The sequence below is a fragment of the Haladaptatus halobius genome (assembly GCF_020618475.1).
GTDB classification, from domain to species: Archaea; Halobacteriota; Halobacteria; order Halobacteriales; family Haladaptataceae; genus Haladaptatus; species Haladaptatus halobius.
Genome location: NZ_CP085335.1, coordinates 567,793 through 584,228, shown reverse-complemented (window position 1 = coordinate 584,228; position 16,436 = coordinate 567,793). Strand labels below are relative to the sequence as shown.

16 protein-coding genes and 2 pseudogenes are annotated in these 16,436 nt (G+C 64.7%); 9 read left to right on the top strand and 9 right to left on the bottom strand.

What is annotated here, in order from left to right:
- The first annotated feature begins 12 nt into the window (after positions 1–12).
- The 6 genes from LIW51_RS03335 to LIW51_RS03310 all read left to right on the top strand — a co-directional run bounded on the left by LIW51_RS03335 (position 13) and on the right by LIW51_RS03310 (position 5,632).
- Positions 13–675, top strand: a complete 663-nt coding sequence (locus LIW51_RS03335; protein ID WP_227375817.1) for a helix-hairpin-helix domain-containing protein — start codon at positions 13–15, stop codon at positions 673–675.
- The gene (locus LIW51_RS03330; protein ID WP_227375816.1) at positions 659–2,185 is read left to right on the top strand and encodes an anthranilate synthase component I family protein; all 1,527 of its coding nucleotides are present in this window, start codon (positions 659–661) and stop codon (positions 2,183–2,185) included. The genes LIW51_RS03335 and LIW51_RS03330 overlap by 17 nt, the downstream gene beginning before the upstream one ends.
- Positions 2,186–2,610: 425 nt before the next feature.
- Complete coding sequence (locus LIW51_RS03325) at positions 2,611–3,186, top strand: anthranilate synthase component II (protein WP_227376727.1); 576 nt, start codon at positions 2,611–2,613, stop codon at positions 3,184–3,186.
- Positions 3,171–4,034 (top strand): aminotransferase class IV, encoded by an 864-nt coding sequence (locus LIW51_RS03320; RefSeq protein ID WP_227375815.1) that lies wholly within the window; start codon positions 3,171–3,173, stop codon positions 4,032–4,034. Before LIW51_RS03325 ends, LIW51_RS03320 begins: the two co-directional genes overlap by 16 nt.
- 36 nt (positions 4,035–4,070) lie before the next feature.
- On the top strand, positions 4,071–4,481 hold the full coding sequence (locus tag LIW51_RS03315) for a Rieske (2Fe-2S) protein (RefSeq protein ID WP_227375814.1): 411 nt from the start codon (positions 4,071–4,073) through the stop codon (positions 4,479–4,481).
- A gap of 464 nt (positions 4,482–4,945) precedes the next feature.
- Positions 4,946–5,632: an alkaline phosphatase family protein gene (locus LIW51_RS03310; RefSeq protein WP_227375813.1), complete on the top strand. Its 687-nt coding sequence runs from the start codon at positions 4,946–4,948 to the stop codon at positions 5,630–5,632.
- Positions 5,633–5,719: 87 nt separating this feature from the next.
- On the opposite strand, the gene LIW51_RS03305 is transcribed toward LIW51_RS03310, so the two are convergent.
- Positions 5,720–6,016: a transcriptional regulator gene (locus tag LIW51_RS03305; RefSeq protein WP_227375812.1), complete on the bottom strand. Its 297-nt coding sequence runs from the start codon at positions 6,014–6,016 to the stop codon at positions 5,720–5,722.
- Positions 6,017–6,109: 93 nt separating this feature from the next.
- Here LIW51_RS03305 and LIW51_RS03300 point away from each other — a divergent pair, with 93 nt between their 5' ends.
- On the top strand, positions 6,110–8,125 hold the full coding sequence (locus LIW51_RS03300) for a bacterio-opsin activator domain-containing protein (RefSeq protein WP_227375811.1): 2,016 nt from the start codon (positions 6,110–6,112) through the stop codon (positions 8,123–8,125).
- A gap of 150 nt (positions 8,126–8,275) precedes the next feature.
- Positions 8,276–9,253, top strand: a complete 978-nt coding sequence (locus LIW51_RS03295) for a nucleotidyltransferase family protein (protein ID WP_227376726.1) — start codon at positions 8,276–8,278, stop codon at positions 9,251–9,253.
- A 120-nt stretch (positions 9,254–9,373) separates the two neighbouring features.
- Here the strand turns inward: LIW51_RS03295 and LIW51_RS03290 are convergent, their stop codons facing one another.
- The 7 genes and pseudogenes from LIW51_RS03290 to LIW51_RS03260 all read right to left on the bottom strand — a co-directional run.
- The gene (locus LIW51_RS03290; RefSeq protein ID WP_227375810.1) at positions 9,374–10,078 is read right to left on the bottom strand and encodes a diphthine--ammonia ligase; all 705 of its coding nucleotides are present in this window, start codon (positions 10,076–10,078) and stop codon (positions 9,374–9,376) included.
- A gap of 38 nt (positions 10,079–10,116) precedes the next feature.
- The gene (locus LIW51_RS03285) at positions 10,117–11,256 is read right to left on the bottom strand and encodes a DUF373 family protein (protein ID WP_227375809.1); all 1,140 of its coding nucleotides are present in this window, start codon (positions 11,254–11,256) and stop codon (positions 10,117–10,119) included.
- A 68-nt stretch (positions 11,257–11,324) separates the two neighbouring features.
- Positions 11,325–12,506: a DHH family phosphoesterase gene (locus tag LIW51_RS03280; protein ID WP_227375808.1), complete on the bottom strand. Its 1,182-nt coding sequence runs from the start codon at positions 12,504–12,506 to the stop codon at positions 11,325–11,327.
- 51 nt (positions 12,507–12,557) lie between these two features.
- Complete coding sequence (locus LIW51_RS03275; RefSeq protein WP_227375807.1) at positions 12,558–13,427, bottom strand: SDR family oxidoreductase; 870 nt, start codon at positions 13,425–13,427, stop codon at positions 12,558–12,560.
- Between the two features lie 37 nt (positions 13,428–13,464).
- A complete protein-coding gene (locus tag LIW51_RS03270; protein WP_368411753.1) occupies positions 13,465–13,923 on the bottom strand; it encodes a DUF5791 family protein in 459 nt (152 codons plus the stop codon).
- 8 nt (positions 13,924–13,931) lie between these two features.
- Complete coding sequence (locus tag LIW51_RS39840; protein WP_438267365.1) at positions 13,932–14,396, bottom strand: DUF7286 family protein; 465 nt, start codon at positions 14,394–14,396, stop codon at positions 13,932–13,934.
- Positions 14,378–14,980: pseudogene (locus LIW51_RS03260) on the bottom strand (DUF7286 family protein); the annotation flags it as partial. The gene LIW51_RS39840 and the pseudogene LIW51_RS03260, both read right to left, overlap by 19 nt.
- A 15-nt stretch (positions 14,981–14,995) precedes the next feature.
- Here LIW51_RS03260 and LIW51_RS39010 point away from each other — a divergent pair.
- Positions 14,996–15,206 (top strand): annotated as a pseudogene (locus LIW51_RS39010) (cell division protein); the annotation flags it as partial.
- 19 nt (positions 15,207–15,225) lie between these two features.
- Here the strand turns inward: LIW51_RS39010 and LIW51_RS03255 are convergent.
- Positions 15,226–16,389, bottom strand: a complete 1,164-nt coding sequence (locus LIW51_RS03255) for a pyridoxal phosphate-dependent aminotransferase (RefSeq protein WP_368411752.1) — start codon at positions 16,387–16,389, stop codon at positions 15,226–15,228.
- Positions 16,390–16,436: the final 47 nt, after the last annotated feature.

The window sequence follows — 16,436 nt, the reverse complement described above, 5'->3', positions numbered from 1 at the left end:
TACTGTCCCACAATGGGGCTTATCACACGGCTGAAATCCTTGCTCGGTCTCGGCGAGGAACGGTCGCAGACGCGCCGGAGCGACTCGGGCGTGACGATAGAGCGCGAACCGACCGAGGCGAGCGAGCAACCCGACACGACTAACGAGAAGGCAGTGAAACAGACCGACGAGTCCCCCGCGGAAGACACGAGCGTCTCGACAGAGGACGTCGTGGACGAGGGCGAACCGACGGAACACATCGAAGAAGCCGAACCGGACACCGCCGCCGAACCGGCGGAGGCGACCGGACCGGAACCCGAAGCCGGGCAACCGGCGCAGACGGAGGCGACCGAACCCGAACCGGGGCCGGAAGAGGGCGACGAAAAGTCCGACGAAGCGGTCGAAGGGGTACCCGAAACCGAAGGAGACGTCGAAACCGAGCCGACGACAGAGGAGGTTGAACGACCGGGGGCCGAGGAAGACGAAGCGGAGGACGAGTCCGAAATCGAAGCTGAAGTGGGACGACCCCTGGAAGACGTGAAGGGAATCGGCCCGGCGTACGCCGAGCGACTGCGGAACGCGGGCGTGGAGGACTCGGCGGCGCTGGCGACCGCGGACGCCGAGGAACTCGCGGACGAAACCGACCTCTCGCCGAAGCGAGTCAAAGGCTGGATAGAGCGTGCGAAATCGATGTGAGGAACCGACGGTCGTCACCCCGCGGGCGTCGTACCGCGAGACGGCCCGCGACGCACCGACGGGGGCGCGGATTCCCGTCGAAGCGCGGGTTCGGGTGGACGACCCGTTCCTCGCGTATCGGCGGGCGCGAGACGGCGCTGGCGGTTTCTATCTCGCCACGACCGGCGGACAGTCCGGTTGGGGCTACTTCGGCGTCGAACCGACGGCGCGACTGCAAGCGCACCCTGATGCGGTGTCGCTCACCGACGCTCCGGGGCCGAGTCTCGGCGCACTGGGTGGCGTGTTGGACGACGAGCGACTGGTGCGCGGGGAGTGCGACGTACCGTACCCCTGCGGCCTGTTCGGCTGGCTCTCCTACGACCTCGCGCGAGAACTCGAAGCGCTACCGGGGTCGGCCGACGACGACCGGGGACTGCCGCGACTCCAATTCGGGCTGTACGACTGCGTTGCGGCGTGGCGGGCGCGAAACGATTCAGAGAGCGTCACGCTTCGAGCGACCGCGTGCCTGCGACTCGGTGACGCCGACGTGACCGATGACCCCGGCGCGACCGCCGACCTCGACGCGACGTACGACGCCGCCCGCGAGCGGGCGCTGGCGCTCGCGCGGGCGGCCACGAACGGGGACGCGAGCGTCGGTGCACCGCCCACCGACGAACAGGGGTCGTTCGTCAGCGCGTGCGGTGTCGAGGCGTTCGCGGAGCGCGTACGGGCAGTCAAGCGCCACATCCGCGACGGCGAGACGTTTCAGGCGAACATTTCCCAGCGACTCGAAGCGCCCGCGGGTGTCCACCCGGTCGAGGCGTTCGACGCCCTGCGGCGAGTGAATCCCGCACCCTACTCCGCGCTGTTAGAGTTCCCCGGCGTCGATCTGGTGAGCGCCAGTCCGGAACTCCTGCTCGACGTGGACGGCGACCGCGTTCTGACGGAACCAATCGCGGGGACGCGACCGCGCGGGAAGAATCCCGAGGAGGACGCGGAACTGGAGGCGGATTTACTCGGCGACGAGAAGGAACGCGCCGAACACGCGATGCTCGTCGACCTCGAACGGAACGACCTCGGGAAGGTCGCCGAGTACAGGAGCGTCGAGGTGACCGACTACCGCCGGGTGGACGGCTACTCCGAGGTGATGCACCTCGTCTCCGAGGTCGCCGCGCGTCGTCGCCCCGACGTGAACCTCACGGACGCCATCGCGGCGGTGTTCCCCGGCGGCACCATCACGGGCGCGCCGAAACCTCGGACGATGGAGATAATCGACGAACTGGAAACGACTCGCCGGGGGCCGTACACCGGGAGCGTCGGGGTGTTGGGCTTCGACGACCGAGCGGCCCTGAACATCGTCATCCGGACGCTGGTTCGTCATCGTGACGAGTACCACCTGCGCGTCGGGGCGGGTATCGTCCACGATTCCGTGCCGGAGCGCGAGTACGAGGAGACGCTGGCGAAGGGGAAAGCACTCGTGAAGGCTATTGACGAGGCTCTCGGTCGAAAAGACGGGTTTTCCGTGGAGTAGGAGAGACGAGATATTGGAGTATTCAGTTCGTCCTCGAAAATCCCTGAGTAGGCTACCCCACCCCGTCGGTGCGCGTTACCGTGGAAAATCCAGGCGTCTCGGCGTGACACTTACCGCACTGGCGCGTGCGCCAGCAGGCCCGAGGCCAGCGAGGGCCTGCCTGGCTATCACGCGAGGGACGAGCGACCATTGGGAGCGAGGAGGCTGGGGAGGACGAGGTGCGGTGGCGGTAGGGGCGGGACCGAAAGGGATCGGGCGCTCGAAGACAGATAGAAGTAACTCGTTTATCCGACGACGTCCGAGGACATCGTCGTTTTGACAGCTGAGCTTTCTCGAAGGCCGACCAGCACCTTTTACCTGTGACACTTCGAACATCGACCAACACGTTCGGCGCGACTCCTGAAACCAACGACATCCACGCGAAAATGATCCTCGTCATCGACAACTACGACTCGTTCGCCTACAACCTCGTCCAATACATCGGCGAGTTCGCCGACGAGGTCGTCGTTCGGCGCAACGACGCCGTCGACGTGGCCGGCATCCGCGACCTCGACCCAGACGGCATCGTCGTCTCACCCGGCCCCGGAACGCCCGCCGACGCGGGCGTCTCCATCCCCATCTTCGCGGAGACGACCTACCCCACACTGGGGGTCTGTCTGGGCCACCAAGCGCTCTGTGCGGCCCACGGCGCACCGGTCGTCCGCGCCCCCGAAGTCGTCCACGGCAAACCCTCAGCGGTGAGCCACGACGGGCGGGGAATCTTCGAAGGCCTTCCGGAGGAGCTCGAAGTCGGGCGCTACCACTCGCTGGCGGTCGAGCGACGCGACATCCCCGACGCGCTGGTCGAGACTGCCCGAACCGCCGACGAGCGCCGAACCGTGATGGGTGTTCGCCACGCCGAGTTACCCCACGTCGGTGTCCAGTTCTACCCCGAGAGCATCCTCACCGACGAGGGGAAACGACTCGTCCGAAACTTCCGTGAGCTATGTTGTACCACGTAAACGGCGACCTCGTCCCTGCCGACGAAGCGATGGTGAGCGTGCGCGACCGCGGATTCATGTACGGCGACGCCGCGTTCGAAACCCTGCGCACCTACGGCGGCGACGTGTTCGAGTGGGACGCCCACGCCGACCGCCTGCGGGCGACCTGCGACGCGCTCTCGCTCGACCACGGCATCGGCGACGACGACCTCCGAGCGCGCGTCCGCGCAACCCTCGACGCGAACGACCTACGGGAGGCCTACGTCAAACTCTCGATTTCGAGGGGCGCGCAACCGGGAAAGCTCACCCCCGGCCCTGCCGAGGAACCGACCGTCGTTGTCATCGTCGCCGAACTTCCGCGAGGCGGCAGAAACGACGATGGCTCCGGCGAGTCGGTGTGGGACGCGCCGGCCACCGCCGAGGTGGTCGAAACCCGGCGCGCGCCCGACGCCGCGCTCCCCGCGCACGCGAAGACGCACAACTACCTGAACGGAATCCTCGCGCGACTCGAAACCGACGCCGACGAAGCACTCATGCTCGACTCGCAAGGGAATCTCACGGAAGGTGCGACGAGCAACCTGTTTTTCGTCCGCGACGGGGTGCTCCACACCCCGTCGCTCGCGGGGCCGGTTCTCCCCGGCGTCACGCGCCGGGTTGTCCTCGAACTCGCGGCGGAATCCGCCGTTCCGACCGAGACGGGCCACTACGACCCCGAGGCGGTTCGACGCGCCGACGAGGCGTTCTTGACCAACACGACGTGGGAGGTTCGACCTCTCGCCCGACTGGACGACGTCGAGATTCGGGGCGGCACCGTCACCCGAGAACTCTCCGACGCGTTCGACGCGCTGGTCGAGTCGCGCCACTATTGAAAAGTCTCAAACGTCCGCGCCGGCTACTCCCGGTCGATGGAGGACGACCACCGAATCGCCGCCGTTTCCGAGATTCCGGACGACACGACCTTTCTGTTCACGATTCGGAACGGATTCGACGAGGAGGAAGCCATCCTCGTCGAACAGGACGGCGAAATCCGAGCGTGGCGGAACTACTGCCAGCACTGGACGGACGTTCGCTTCGACAAGGGCGATGGCGCGACCGTGCGCGACGGGGAGCTCGTCTGCGGGAAACACGGCGCGCTGTTCGAGGCGGACTCGGGGGTCTGCACCTACGGTCCCTGCGAGGGTGCCGTGCTCGAAGCAGTCGATATCGCGGTGGAAGACGGCGCGGTCTACCTCACCGACCCGGAGTACGAGTTCGTTCAGCGGGGGTCATCGATAGAGTACGATCTATCTTCGAACCGGTCGTTGGGATTCGATTAGCGGCTCGAACTTCCGATTCACCGGACGAGAGCGAACCGCCGTGGCGGAATCCCGTCCGCGACCCGCGCTTATTTATCGCCATCGCATATAAGATACAATAATTTTACACTTATAATACATTATTTTATATAGCCTATAAACCATACTTTCACCATTTAGAATACTTTCAGAAGATGCCCGTTAGCTTCCGAGGTTGAATCTCCGAATTTCGTGAGAACGTTCGAAAGAACCCCTCACGCGCTCTGATGCAAGCCCTCTAGTGTACGTATCTCGGCCCGTGGTTTACCCTCACTTCGCGGCACACGTTCGTTCCGAACGTGTACGACCTCGAGTGGGACACGCTCATCATCCTCGACGCCTGTCGCGTCGACGCCTTACGAACCGTCGCCGACGAGTATGACTTCCTCGAATAGGAGCGCATCGGCTCGATCTGGTCCGTCGGCAGCGGCTCTTACGAGTGGCTCGTGAAAACGTTCACCACCGACCATCTTTCGGACGTCCGCGAGACGGCGCTCGTCACCGCGAACGGTTTCGACCGGAACGCGTTCATCAAGGGGCGATACGCGCCCAGCGTCTCGATGCCGTTCGGCTGGCTGCGAGACAACGTCGGCACCGCAGCGGACTTCAAGGAGTACGTCCCGGCCTGGCGACAGGGCCACGACGACGAACTCGGCAACGTCCCGCCCCGGTACCTCACCGACCACGCCATCGAAACCGCCCGCGAGGTCGACGCCGAGCGGTGCCTGTTCCACTACGCGCAGCCACACACGCCGTACATGTCCAGGGCGGCCCATACCGGCGACCAACTCACGCAGGTGGAAACGAAACCGTGGTCGGCGCTCCGTCGAGGCAATCTGAGCCGGGCGGAAGCGTGGGACATGTACCTCAAAAACTTGCGATACATGCTCGACGACGTCGAACTCCTGCTCGAAAACCTCGACGCGGAGCGAGTCATCATCTCGTCCGACCACGGCGAAGTATTCGGCGAGGGTCGCATTCACGGCCACCCGACGGGCGTTCCGCTCCCGGTCGTCAAGAAAGTTCCGTGGGCGGTAACCACGGCCACCGACGCGGAGACGCATACGCCGAAGAGCGAAGACGAGGACACAATCGCCGTCGAAAACCATCTCGAAGCGCTCGGATACCGCTGAACTGTCGAAAGACGCGAACGCCTTTCGAGCCGAAAAGACGGAGCAACGTCTCCGACTCGCGTCGGTGCATACCGAAAGCGTGGGTCGTCACTCGTCGCCGCGGATCGTAAACGCGGGTTCCTCGATGGCCTCGCTCTTGCACTCCGGACACCGCGACGGGCGGTTTGCCGGGTCGTCGAAGCGGTCGAACCCACAGTCCCGACATTCCGGCGGGGCGACGAGCAGTCGTTCCCCATTCGATTCGACCGACCGCGCAATGTGCCTGACGTGGCGAATCGCCGCTCCGGCGGTGATGTCGAACTCCGCTACGATGGCGCTCGGCGTGGCGGACTCCGACCGGAGAAAGGCCGCGATCCGCTCGCGCGTCGTTTCATCGTCACGCATGGTATGCGATACCCGGCGCTCGTTCAAATCTCTACCGCGACGAAAGTGACAACATAAACCGTTTTCCCGTCGGAGTGCATGTGCTACGCTACGATGGGGGAGCGTCCGTTCCAGACACATGATACCGAAACCACCTCACACGCCATCACCACGTCGAGCAGTCGTACCGTTCTCTTCGTGGAACACGAGACCGATATCTCGGGTCGATTCGACCGCGAACACGACGACGTGACCGTCCGCGTCGAATCGTCCGCGGCGGACTGTCTCATCCGTCTCGGAGCCGAAGCGATAGACTGCGTCGTAAGCAACTACGACCTGCCGGACGGCGACGGTCTTGACCTCCTCGAATCGGTGCGCGACGAGCATCCGAACCTCCCGTTCGTGATGTTCACCGGCGCGGGTGACGAGCGAATCGCCAGCGAGGCCGTCGTGGAGGGCGTGAGCGACTATCTCCCCCGAGACGCCATCGACGGATTGGACGACCTCCGCGGGCGAATCGAGACCGCCATCGACAGGCACCTCACCGGTCGCGGTGAGAGCCGCATCAGGGCGCTCATGACCGCGTTTCCGGATGTCGCCTTCCTCCTCGACGACGAAGGGCGCTACCGCGAGTTGCTGGTCGGGCCGAACACCGAGAGTCTCGCCGCCGCCGCCCCGCCCGATCTCGTCGGGCGACAACTCCACGACGTGTTTCCCGAAGAAACGGCGGAGCAGTTCCTCACGCACATTCACCGAACGCTGGAGACGGGGAACGTCCAGACGATGGAGTACCCGCTGGACGTTGCGAAAGGGACGCGCTGGTTCGAGGCTCGGACGACGCCGCTCGGAACCCGAATCGACGGGCGGGATGTCGTCGTCTGGGTCGCTCGTGACGTGACGGAGCGTCGAGAGCGCGAACGCACGCTGGCGCGGCAACACGACGAACTGGAGATGCTGAACCAGATACATCGGTTGATCCAGGAGGTCATCCACGAACTCGTCCGCGCCGCGACACGCGACGATATCGAACAGTTGGCGTGCAAGCGGATGGTCGAATCGGGGCTGTACGAACTCGCGTGGACCGACGAGAGCGAAGTCAGCCGGGACGGCATCGCACCGCGAATCCGTGCCGGCGGTATCGACGGCTATCTCGACACGCTCGTCGCGCTCGAGGCGGACATCGGCGACGACCCCGCCACGATGGCGATGCAGAACGACGAACTACAGGTTATCCGGGACGTTCGGGAGACCGACCTGCTCCCGCAGACGGTTCGGGAAGAAGCGGTCTCCCGAGGAATCGAATCGGGGATCTCCATCCCGCTCTCGTACGGAAACACAATGTACGGGTCGCTCTCGCTCGTCTCGACGCGGACGGGCGTGCTGAGCGAGCGAGCGCAAGCCGCCCTCGAAATCCTCGGGGACACCATCGGATTCGCCATCAACGCCGCGAAGAACAAGAAGCTCCTGCTGTCGGACACCTCCGTCGAACTCGAATTTCAGGTGAGTGACACCCGAGGAGTGTTTCTGTCCGTCTCCCGTCGACTGAACTGTACGTGTCACTTACACGGTCTCGTCCCGGCCTCGGAGGGACAACTGCTCCACTACGTGCGGGTCGAAGGTGCACCGCCGCAACATGTCGAGAAAATGGTCTCCGACTCGGAACACGTCACCGAATGCCGGCTCATCGACACCGACGAGAAAGGGTTCGTCCTGGAAACCGTGATGACCGAATCGACGGTCAAGCGACTGGTCGAGGCCGGTGCCGCCGTCCAGTCCGCTACCGCGGACGGCGGCAAGGTGTTCCTCGTCGCGGAAGTGCCGCACGACGCGGACGTTCGGAGGGTCGTGGACACGTTTCAGGCGGCCTATCCGGAGTCGAAGCTCATCGGAAAGCGCACGGTAGACCGGTCCATCCAGACCGCCCAGGAGTTCAGGCAGACGCTCACCGACCGCCTCACCGATCGACAGGAGACAGCTCTTCGGGCCGCGTACTTCGCCGGGTACTACGACTGGCCGCGGGGAAGCACGGCGGAGGAGATCGCGGGGTCGCTCGACATCGCGTCGCCGACGCTCCACTACCACCTTCGGAAAGCTCAGTACGAACTGCTCGCGGCCTTCTTCGACGAGTAGCGCACCACGAAGGCGAGCGATAGCGAGCACGAGCGCGCAACACGAGAACCGCCGCGTCGAGGCCCGAATGTCGGGGAGGGGAACCGGTTTGAACAGGATCCGGCCGCGGAGATGAAAAAGGACTTACGGGCCGGGCGTGACGATGTGGCTATGAAAGCCGTCGTCCTCGCGGGCGGATACGCGACGCGCCTGTGGCCGATCACGAAACATCGACCCAAGATGTTCCTGCCGATCGGCGAGACCACGGTCATCGACCGCATCTTCGCCGATTTGGAAGCCGACGACCGCATCGACACCGTCTACGTCAGCACCAACGAACGCTTCGCCGAGGATTTCGAAACCTACCTCGCCGACAGTAGATTCGAAAAACCTCAACTCAGCGTCGAGGACACCTCGGAGGAAGACGAGAAGTTCGGCGTCGTCGGCGCACTTGCCCAACTCGTCGAGCGCGAGAACGTCGACGACGACCTCGTCGTCATCGCCGGCGACAACCTCATCAGCTTCGACGTGGGCGACTTCGTCGACTTCTTCGAAACGAAAGGCTCCCCGTGTCTCGCCGCCTACGACGTGGGGAGCCGAGAGCTGGCAAAATCCTACGGGTTGGTCGAACTCGACGGCGACCGGGTGGTGGACTTCCAGGAGAAGCCCGTCGACCCCAAGTCCACGCTCGTCTCCATCGCCTGCTACGCCTTCACCCGGGAGAACCTCCCGGCGCTCGAACGGTACCTCGAAGACGGCAACAACCCCGACGAACCCGGTTGGTTCGTCCAGTGGTTGCAGAACCAAGAATCGGTGTACGCCTACACGTTCGAGGAGGCGTGGTTCGACATCGGCACGCCCGCGAGCTACCTCGACGCCGTCGCGTGGTACCTCGACGGTGAGTCATATATCGCCGAGTCGGCCACGTTGGAGAACGCGACCGTCGGCGAGAATGTTCATGTGATGGACGGCGCGAAACTCGTCAACGCCAGTCTCAACAACGCGATCATCTTCTCGGACGCGACGGTGCAGGACTGCGACGTACGTGATTCGATAATCGACGAGGAGACGCACATCGAGAACATGGATTTGGCCGGCGCACTCATCGGCGCGCACACGCAGATCACCAACGGACGAGACGAAGCGTAACGGTGGTCTCCTGCTTCTAAAGCTGCACCGTACCTCACGAGCGATAGCACTCGCGCAGTTGCGCAGCTTTCTGCACCAAAAAGTCCGCTCACTCACTGCGTTCGCTCGCGGAGACGACGCTCACCCCAACCGAGCGCCCGTAATCCGTAACCGCCCTCGCGTTCCGTCCCACTCCGTTTCATACTCCAATTCGATGGGGCGTTCCATGTGCGGCGCGTCCGTCACCAGCGTCTCGAATTCGCCGCCCTCTCCCAATATGTGTACGCCGTACTCCTCGTTGAGTCGTTCCAAGTCGGCCAGCGCGTCGGCATCCAGCGTTCGACCGAGCCACGATTCGTCCAGTCCGCGGGCCGCCACCTGCACGATTCGAATCTCGAACCCGGCGTCTTGCATCTCGCGGGCGAGTTTGCGGGGGTCGCGTTGCCAGAGGGGGGCGAACAGTTCAACGCCGAGGCGGTCGCAGAGCGCCCGAATCCTGCTCGTCTGGAACTCGCTTTCGACCGCGCCCGCCGTGACGCCCGCGAGGTCGACGTCGAGGTTGCGAAGGGCGGTTTCCAGCGTCTCGACTTCCTTGTCACCCTGTTCGCCGGCGTCCTCGGCCGATTCGGCGTCGAAATCGCCTTCGACCTCGACGAGCGGGATGCCGATGCTCTCGGCGGCGAGCGCTGCGAGGTCGGTCGCCGGAACGTGGTACATGTACGAGTCGCCCGCCGAGTGGACGGTGAGCAGTCGCTCGACGTTCAGACCGTCTTCGAGCGCCCGGTAGAGCGCCCATGAGGAGTCCTTACCGCCGGAAAAGAGGCTGACCCACGCCTGCTGGTTCATGGACTCGGATTGCGGTTCGGGGGATAAATGCGCCCCGATTACTCCACCAGTTCGTCTTCCAGCGTCGTCCCGCTCACGTAGGAGGCCACGCGAACGCCGAGCAGGCTGACGAAGACGCCGAGGAAGACGTACACCGCCAGCCGCGTTCCGGGGTTGAGCGTGAACTGGTCGACGGTGGTCTGGCCGACCGCGACCTCCGGCACCGTGACGGGAGGAATCTTCTCGGCCTGCTGGAGGAAGTACGCCGAAAAGCCGCGGACGACCAGCCCCACCGCGAGCACGCCGAACGGGAGGTTCAGGTAGGAGTTGCGCACCCGGTCGTTGCGGATGGCTTCGTCCAGCAATCGGCCCGCGCTCGCGGTGAGCGCGGCCACCGCGAGCCACGGGACGCTCGCGAAGGTGAACGCCATCGCGGGCATGAGCACGCCGTCGGAAGCGTCCATCGGCGCGGCGCGGTACGCCCCGGCGAAGACGCCGATGAGCGACAGCCCCGCCCCGACGACGTAGGTGACGATGGATACCCGGCCGGAGTACAGCGCGTCGCGGGCCTGCGCGGGTAAATCGCGGAAATAATCGCCGATCGCGAGTCCCTTGTAGAGCGTGAACAGCCCAATGACGGCGGTGATGGCCGCCGCCGCCAGCGCCGGGCCGGACAGCATGAGCAGGACGGGAAAGGCGATGAGCGCGATACCGGTCGGGACGAGCACAGTCTGGCGGAGTTCTTCGTCGGCGAGAAACTGCTTCAACAGATAGTAGGTGGATTCGATGTCGCGGGCCTGCCGGACGACCACGCGGTCGACCGCGTCCACGCGGACGCGACTCTCGACGATGGGGACGAGACGCTCGTCCTCCGCGCTGTCGATGACGATGATCGCCGAGTCAGGATCGTGTTCCTCCACAAGTTCGTCCGTCTGCGCGGCGACGGCGCGATCCGCGCCCACCCGCGTCTCGGCGGTGCCGGAGATGACCGCCACCGTCGTCTCCTCGTCCTCGTCTCGCAGGTCGCGGGCGACGCGGAGGGCTTCGAGCAGACAGTTGACACTCGAATCCTCCGGGTCTTCGAGTCCGACATCGGTGGCGAGCGACCGAACCGCCTCCCACCCCGCGACGGGCATCTCCAGTCCGGTCTTGCGCCCGATGTCGTTGTTTCGGTCGACACACACCACCAGCGTACTCATTCGGTATCTCAATCCAGACGGTCAGGGGATAAAAATCTCTCTTTGTTGTAACTATTCGTCGCGTCTCGTCAGACGTTGCCGTTCAGCGCGTCGAAGATTCCGTCAGTGAACTCCCGATCAGTCCACAAACTGCTCTCCATCCCGCCCGCGACGACCGCCGATTCGACGGGGACTTGTCCGCCGCCCATGCGCGCGTGACCGCCCGCGTCGGCCCCCGGAATGTCTGCCACCGCGGTCTGGAGCGCTTTGCCCATGTGAACCCGGTCGTCGCGCGACCGTCCTGAGATGTGGAGCGTGTCGTCGCGCCGCCCGTAGACGACGACGGCGGTGACCCCTTCCAGTTGCATGAGTTCGTCCGCAGCCTGCGGGATGGCGTCCGCGTTCGTGAGTTCGCCGACGTTGCAGACCGCGAACGAGCCGCGAACCTCTCGTTCGGTGATGGCTCGCGATTTGACTTCGAGCACTTCGGCGCTCACCTGCGGATTCGCAATTCGGTCGAGACTGTGTTCGTCGACGCCCCGATAGAGGTACGCGCTCGACGCGAAATCGGCTTCGATACAGCCATTCGTGAGATGTTTCGTGTCCGATTGGATGCCGTACAGGAGGCCAGTGGCGATGTCGGAGGGGAGAACGAACTCGTTTTCGTCAGTGGCTTCGTCCGGGCCGACCGGCGTCGCACCGAGTTCGCCGAAATACTCCGCGACGATGGTCGAACATGAACCGTAGCTCGTCCGTTTGTCGGTGAACACTTCGCCCGACCCGTTTCCGGGGTGGTGGTCGATGACCGCGTACGGTTCGATTCGCTCCGCACCGTCGAACCCGCGGGGCGTGTTGTGGTCGACGAGGACGATGGTAGAAGCAGCGAGGTCGGTGACGTGTTCGACGCGTTCGAGTTCGAGGTCGAGAATGGTTCGGAACGCGCGGTTTTCCTGGTGGCGAATTTGCCCGGAGTACTGAATCGTCGTCTCCGTATCGACCGTCTCGGCGAGATACGCGACAGCGATTGCGCAAGCCATCGCGTCGGGGTCGGGGTTCGGATGCATCAGGACGACGAATTCGTCCCGCTTCGCCAGCGCCCGTTTGAGTCTGGCGCCCATCGGCCGCCGAATCCAGCGCACGACCAGCCAGAGCGACACCGCGAGCACGACGGCCCCGAGCGCGGCACCGACGATGAGCAGCGGATTTTCGGAGCCGTAAACCTCGGCCGCCCGGAACAGTCCCCGAACCGACTGGTCGGCCAGAAACTCCATACTCCGTGGTCGATACCCGAAGACAAGAACTTTTCCCAACGGTTACAGTTGTCAGACGCTTGTGGGCTCCCCGCACGACGAAACGGCGTCACGATATCCGTCCCGAAACGTCGGATATCGGAGTTCGTAACCTATCCTTCGGAGCTTTTCGTTCGAACATCGCTTACTCGTTCGCGCTCGTTTGGAGGTCGCCTCCGTCTTCGTCTCCCACCCCGTCGACGAACGCTCGACGCCGCACTGCTCGGCGAGCCAGTCAGCGAGCGTCGGTTTCCAAACCGGTTTGTCGTCGGCGACGAGGACGGTGTCGTTTCGCGCCAACCCCTCGTCCAGCACGTATCGAACCGCACCCGCCGCGTCGTCCCGATGGATCAAGTTCAGATACCGCTCCGACACCGGCCCGTCCAGATATCGCTCGATTCGATAGCGGTCGGGGCCGTACAGTCCCGCGAACCGAGCGATCGTCCAGTCCGCGTGGCTCGCTTCGCGGACGATTCGTTCGGCCTCGACCAGTATCTCCTGTCGCTCGGTCTTCGGCTCCAACGGTGTGGACTCGTCCACCCACGCCCCGCCACGGTCACCGTATACACCTGTACTCGACGCGTAGACGGTTCGTCCGGGCGGCGAGTCGCGCTCGGTGAAGTGTTCGAGCGTCGTCCGAAGCCCGTCGACGTACGCGTTCCGTGCGGCGTCCGAATCGCGGCCGTCCGCGCTCGCGGCGTAGACGACGGCATCCACATCGGGAATCGCCGCGAGTGAGTCCGCGTCGGTCGCATCCGCCCGAACACCAGTGAATTCCGCGTTCTCGATGGCCCGTATTCCGTCGGCGGATCGCCGGACGCCGACCGCGTCGTGACCCGTCCGAACCAACTGCCGACCGAGTTCGAGACCGACGTATCCGCAACCGATGATGGCGACGTTCATACGCTTTTTTCGATCGGGTCGCGGAAAACTCCGCCGTCTATCGGTCGTTTCGTTCGGCGATGTAATGGTGGACGAGCGCGTACTCTTCGAGCGTCATCGGTGCTCGTCCCTCGATCTTCTGCTGGATGGCTTTCGGGCCAAGGTCGCTATCGATGTCGGACGCGAGGGTGTCCACATCGAGCACGCCGGTCGTCATCCCCATCAGCAGGTGGTCGCGCACTTCGAGGAGGATCGCGTCCTTCGATGGGGCATCCTCACCGGTGGCGAGCACGGCGGCGGCGTCTTCCAGCGTTATCTCGGGGGAGTCACCGTCCGCGAGCGACGCCACCGTCTCGCGGTCGAGTTCCGTCTGCATCGCCACTTCGTCGACGCCGACCGACGCGACCATCTCCGCGAGTTCTTCGACGTACTGCGCGCGCAGTTCCTCCGGCGTCAGTTCACCGGGGTCGTCTATCTCGTCGTAGAGCATGGTCGTCACGAGGGTCGCGCGAGTCAAATGGGTTGTCACTCCGGTTCGTCCACCCCGGAGAGCGTTCGTCGGGTGCGTTCTGCCCTATCGTCGAGCCGTTCGAGAACCGAATCGACGTACGCCGCTCGAACCGCGTAGCGCGCTCGTTCGGCCGAGCTGTCGTAGGTCGCGGGTGCACTGACGAAGTCGCTCCGTCGCACCCGAAGTTTTCGAGCGAGTTCAGTCGCCGGATTCATCCTCCCCGTGGCGATACCGCCGCGGGAAACCGTCACCGAGAGGTTTCGGATTCGGCTCGAAGCGCGCGAACGTCGCGGTACGCCCACGAACGAAGTTCGGTCGGGGAGCGTCCCCGAACCGTCTGCGGGCGAGTATCTAACGTCCCGTCGACGGCGCGCCGTGCTAGTTCGTCCGCCCCGCCGCGTTCGTGAATGAGTCGTTCGACCACCGTCCGACCGACGCCCGCGAGGTTCGGCCCGGAGAACGGGCCACCCGACTCGTATGCGGTGGGAAGCGACCGGGACGGAGCGTACTCGGTCGTCACGTGGTCACCCGCGACGTCGAGCGAAACGATGAACTCGTCCCTCCAGCGACGAGTCATGCGCGTCGTTCGATTCCCTCGCTTCCATCGGCGGACGACCGTGTGCGTTCGGACGACTCGCCAGGCGCCATCCCAGAGGAGATGCCATCCGCCGGGAGTTCCGAGAGTCGTCCCGTCGGCTCCGCCGACCGATGTCCGCGACTCCGTGCGTCGTTCGACGAGCGTCCAATTCTCTCCCGGCGGTCGGGGTCCGGGCCACGATTCGTCACGAACCGTTCGGACGGTCGCCACGGGCCGGACGGTGACCCGATACGCGGACGTGACGGCGGCGGCGAACCCGTTCTTCTCGTCACTCTCACCGTCCTTGCCATCACCGATGAGGTCGAGCAGCGCTCTGTCCGCCGACTCGTTCACGCCGACGACGGTTCCGTTTTCGGGCGCGTGCGTCGAGGAGGGAGCGGAGATATCCGTCGGCTCGTCCCGAAGCGGCCCCGCCGTGTTCAGGATGGTGTCGGCCCAGAGCTTCCCGCGTTCGGTCGTCGGCACCAAGAGATCGGTCAAGTCGAAGAGGAGACCGGAAGTCTAGAAGTTCGCGGTAGAGATTTCCCGATGGAGAGCGACCGACTCGCGTCGTTGATATTACTCGGCGGCATCGAGCGTTTGCCCCGGATGAAAGTTCATGGAGCGCGCGAAGGCGGCGAACAAGCAGGAAGAGCAAAAGAGAGACCCCGCCGGCCTGTTCCAGAACGACCAACTCGACAACCTGATCTGAATCCGATAACCCGTTCCGATCAGTCGCGCTCGTCTCGAACCATCCGCTCGATGCGGTCGAGACCCAGTTCGATGCGCTCCGTGCTGTTGGCGAAGCTCAGTCGTAAGTACCCCTCTCCGGCGTCGCCGAACCCAGCGCCGGGTGCCGTGACGACGCCGTACTCGGAAAGCAGTCGCTCGGCCACGTCGACGCTGGTTCCGTCGAGCGCGCTCACGTCGAGGAACGCGTAGAACGCGCCTTCCGGGTGCGGACAGGAGATTTTCGGGATCTCCTCGACGCGCTTTACGAGGCGCTCGCGGCGCTCGCGGAACGCGGCTCGCATCTTACGAACCGGCTCCTGCGTTCCGGTCAGGGCCGCGAGCGCGGCGTGCTGGCCGACGCTGGACGGGCAGGCGGTCGTGCTCTCGCCGAGGTTGGTCGCCGCTTCGACCACGTCGCTCGGGCCGACGAGCCACCCGATTCTCCACCCGGTCATCGCGTACGTCTTCGAGCAAGAGTTGACCGTCAGCAGTCCTTCGTAGTCCGCGTACGACGCGACGCGTCTATGATCGCCGCCGTACGTAAGGCGAGCGTACACCTCGTCCGCGATGATGTAGGCGTCGTGGTCGGCGGCGGCCTCGACGACCGCCCGAACGGCGTCCTCGTCGTAGACCCGTCCCGTCGGGTTCGACGGCGTCGTCAACACTACCGCGGCGGTGTCCCGGGTCAGTTCCTCGACGACGCGGTCGGGCGCGAGGTCGAACCCCTCGTCGGCTGGCAGGGGCACTTCGACCGGGGTGGCTCCCGCGAGCTTCGCCTGATTACTGTAGTTCGGCCATGCGGGGGTCGGTATCAGCACCTCGTCGTCCGGTTCCGCGATGGCCGCGAGGGCGAGCGACAGCGCCTCCATCGCGCCGTTCGTGACCGAAACGCCAGTCACCGGGTTCACCGAAACGCCGGTCTCGCGCTCAGTTCGGTCGGCGATAGCCGCACGAAGGTCAGGGATACCGGCCCCGGACGTGTAGTGGGTCGCGCCGTCTCGCGCGGCCCGCGCGGCCGCGTCAATGACGTGTTCGGGCGTGTCGAAGTCCGGTTCGCCGACCTCCAGACGGACGAGGTCGCCGCCGTGGGCCTCCGCAAGTTCGAACATCACGCGAATCCGCGAGCGTTCGAACGCGGCCGCCCGCGCGGAAATCTTTGTCATGGTACCAACCCTCGACCCTTCGGTGCAAGTAGCTTCGCAGTCCCCCC

Excerpts from the sequence above, each read along its gene's own strand:
- LIW51_RS03275 (WP_227375807.1), bottom strand. The coding sequence starts at position 13,427 with ATGAACGTCGCCATCATCGGTTGCGGATACGTCGGTCTCGAACTCGGT.
- LIW51_RS03290 (WP_227375810.1), bottom strand. The coding sequence starts at position 10,078 with ATGAACCAGCAGGCGTGGGTCAGCCTCTTTTCCGGCGGTAAGGACTCC.
- LIW51_RS03280 (WP_227375808.1), bottom strand. The coding sequence starts at position 12,506 with ATGGAGTTTCTGGCCGACCAGTCGGTTCGGGGACTGTTCCGGGCGGCC.
- LIW51_RS03295 (WP_227376726.1), top strand. The coding sequence starts at position 8,276 with ATGAAAGCCGTCGTCCTCGCGGGCGGATACGCGACGCGCCTGTGGCCG.
- LIW51_RS03325 (WP_227376727.1), top strand. The coding sequence starts at position 2,611 with ATGATCCTCGTCATCGACAACTACGACTCGTTCGCCTACAACCTCGTC.
- LIW51_RS03285 (WP_227375809.1), bottom strand. The coding sequence starts at position 11,256 with ATGAGTACGCTGGTGGTGTGTGTCGACCGAAACAACGACATCGGGCGC.
- LIW51_RS03335 (WP_227375817.1), top strand. The coding sequence starts at position 13 with ATGGGGCTTATCACACGGCTGAAATCCTTGCTCGGTCTCGGCGAGGAA.
- LIW51_RS03300 (WP_227375811.1), top strand. The coding sequence starts at position 6,110 with ATGGGGGAGCGTCCGTTCCAGACACATGATACCGAAACCACCTCACAC.
- LIW51_RS03255 (WP_368411752.1), bottom strand. The coding sequence starts at position 16,389 with ATGACAAAGATTTCCGCGCGGGCGGCCGCGTTCGAACGCTCGCGGATT.
- LIW51_RS03305 (WP_227375812.1), bottom strand. The coding sequence starts at position 6,016 with ATGCGTGACGATGAAACGACGCGCGAGCGGATCGCGGCCTTTCTCCGG.
- LIW51_RS03320 (WP_227375815.1), top strand. The coding sequence starts at position 3,171 with ATGTTGTACCACGTAAACGGCGACCTCGTCCCTGCCGACGAAGCGATG.
- LIW51_RS03315 (WP_227375814.1), top strand. The coding sequence starts at position 4,071 with ATGGAGGACGACCACCGAATCGCCGCCGTTTCCGAGATTCCGGACGAC.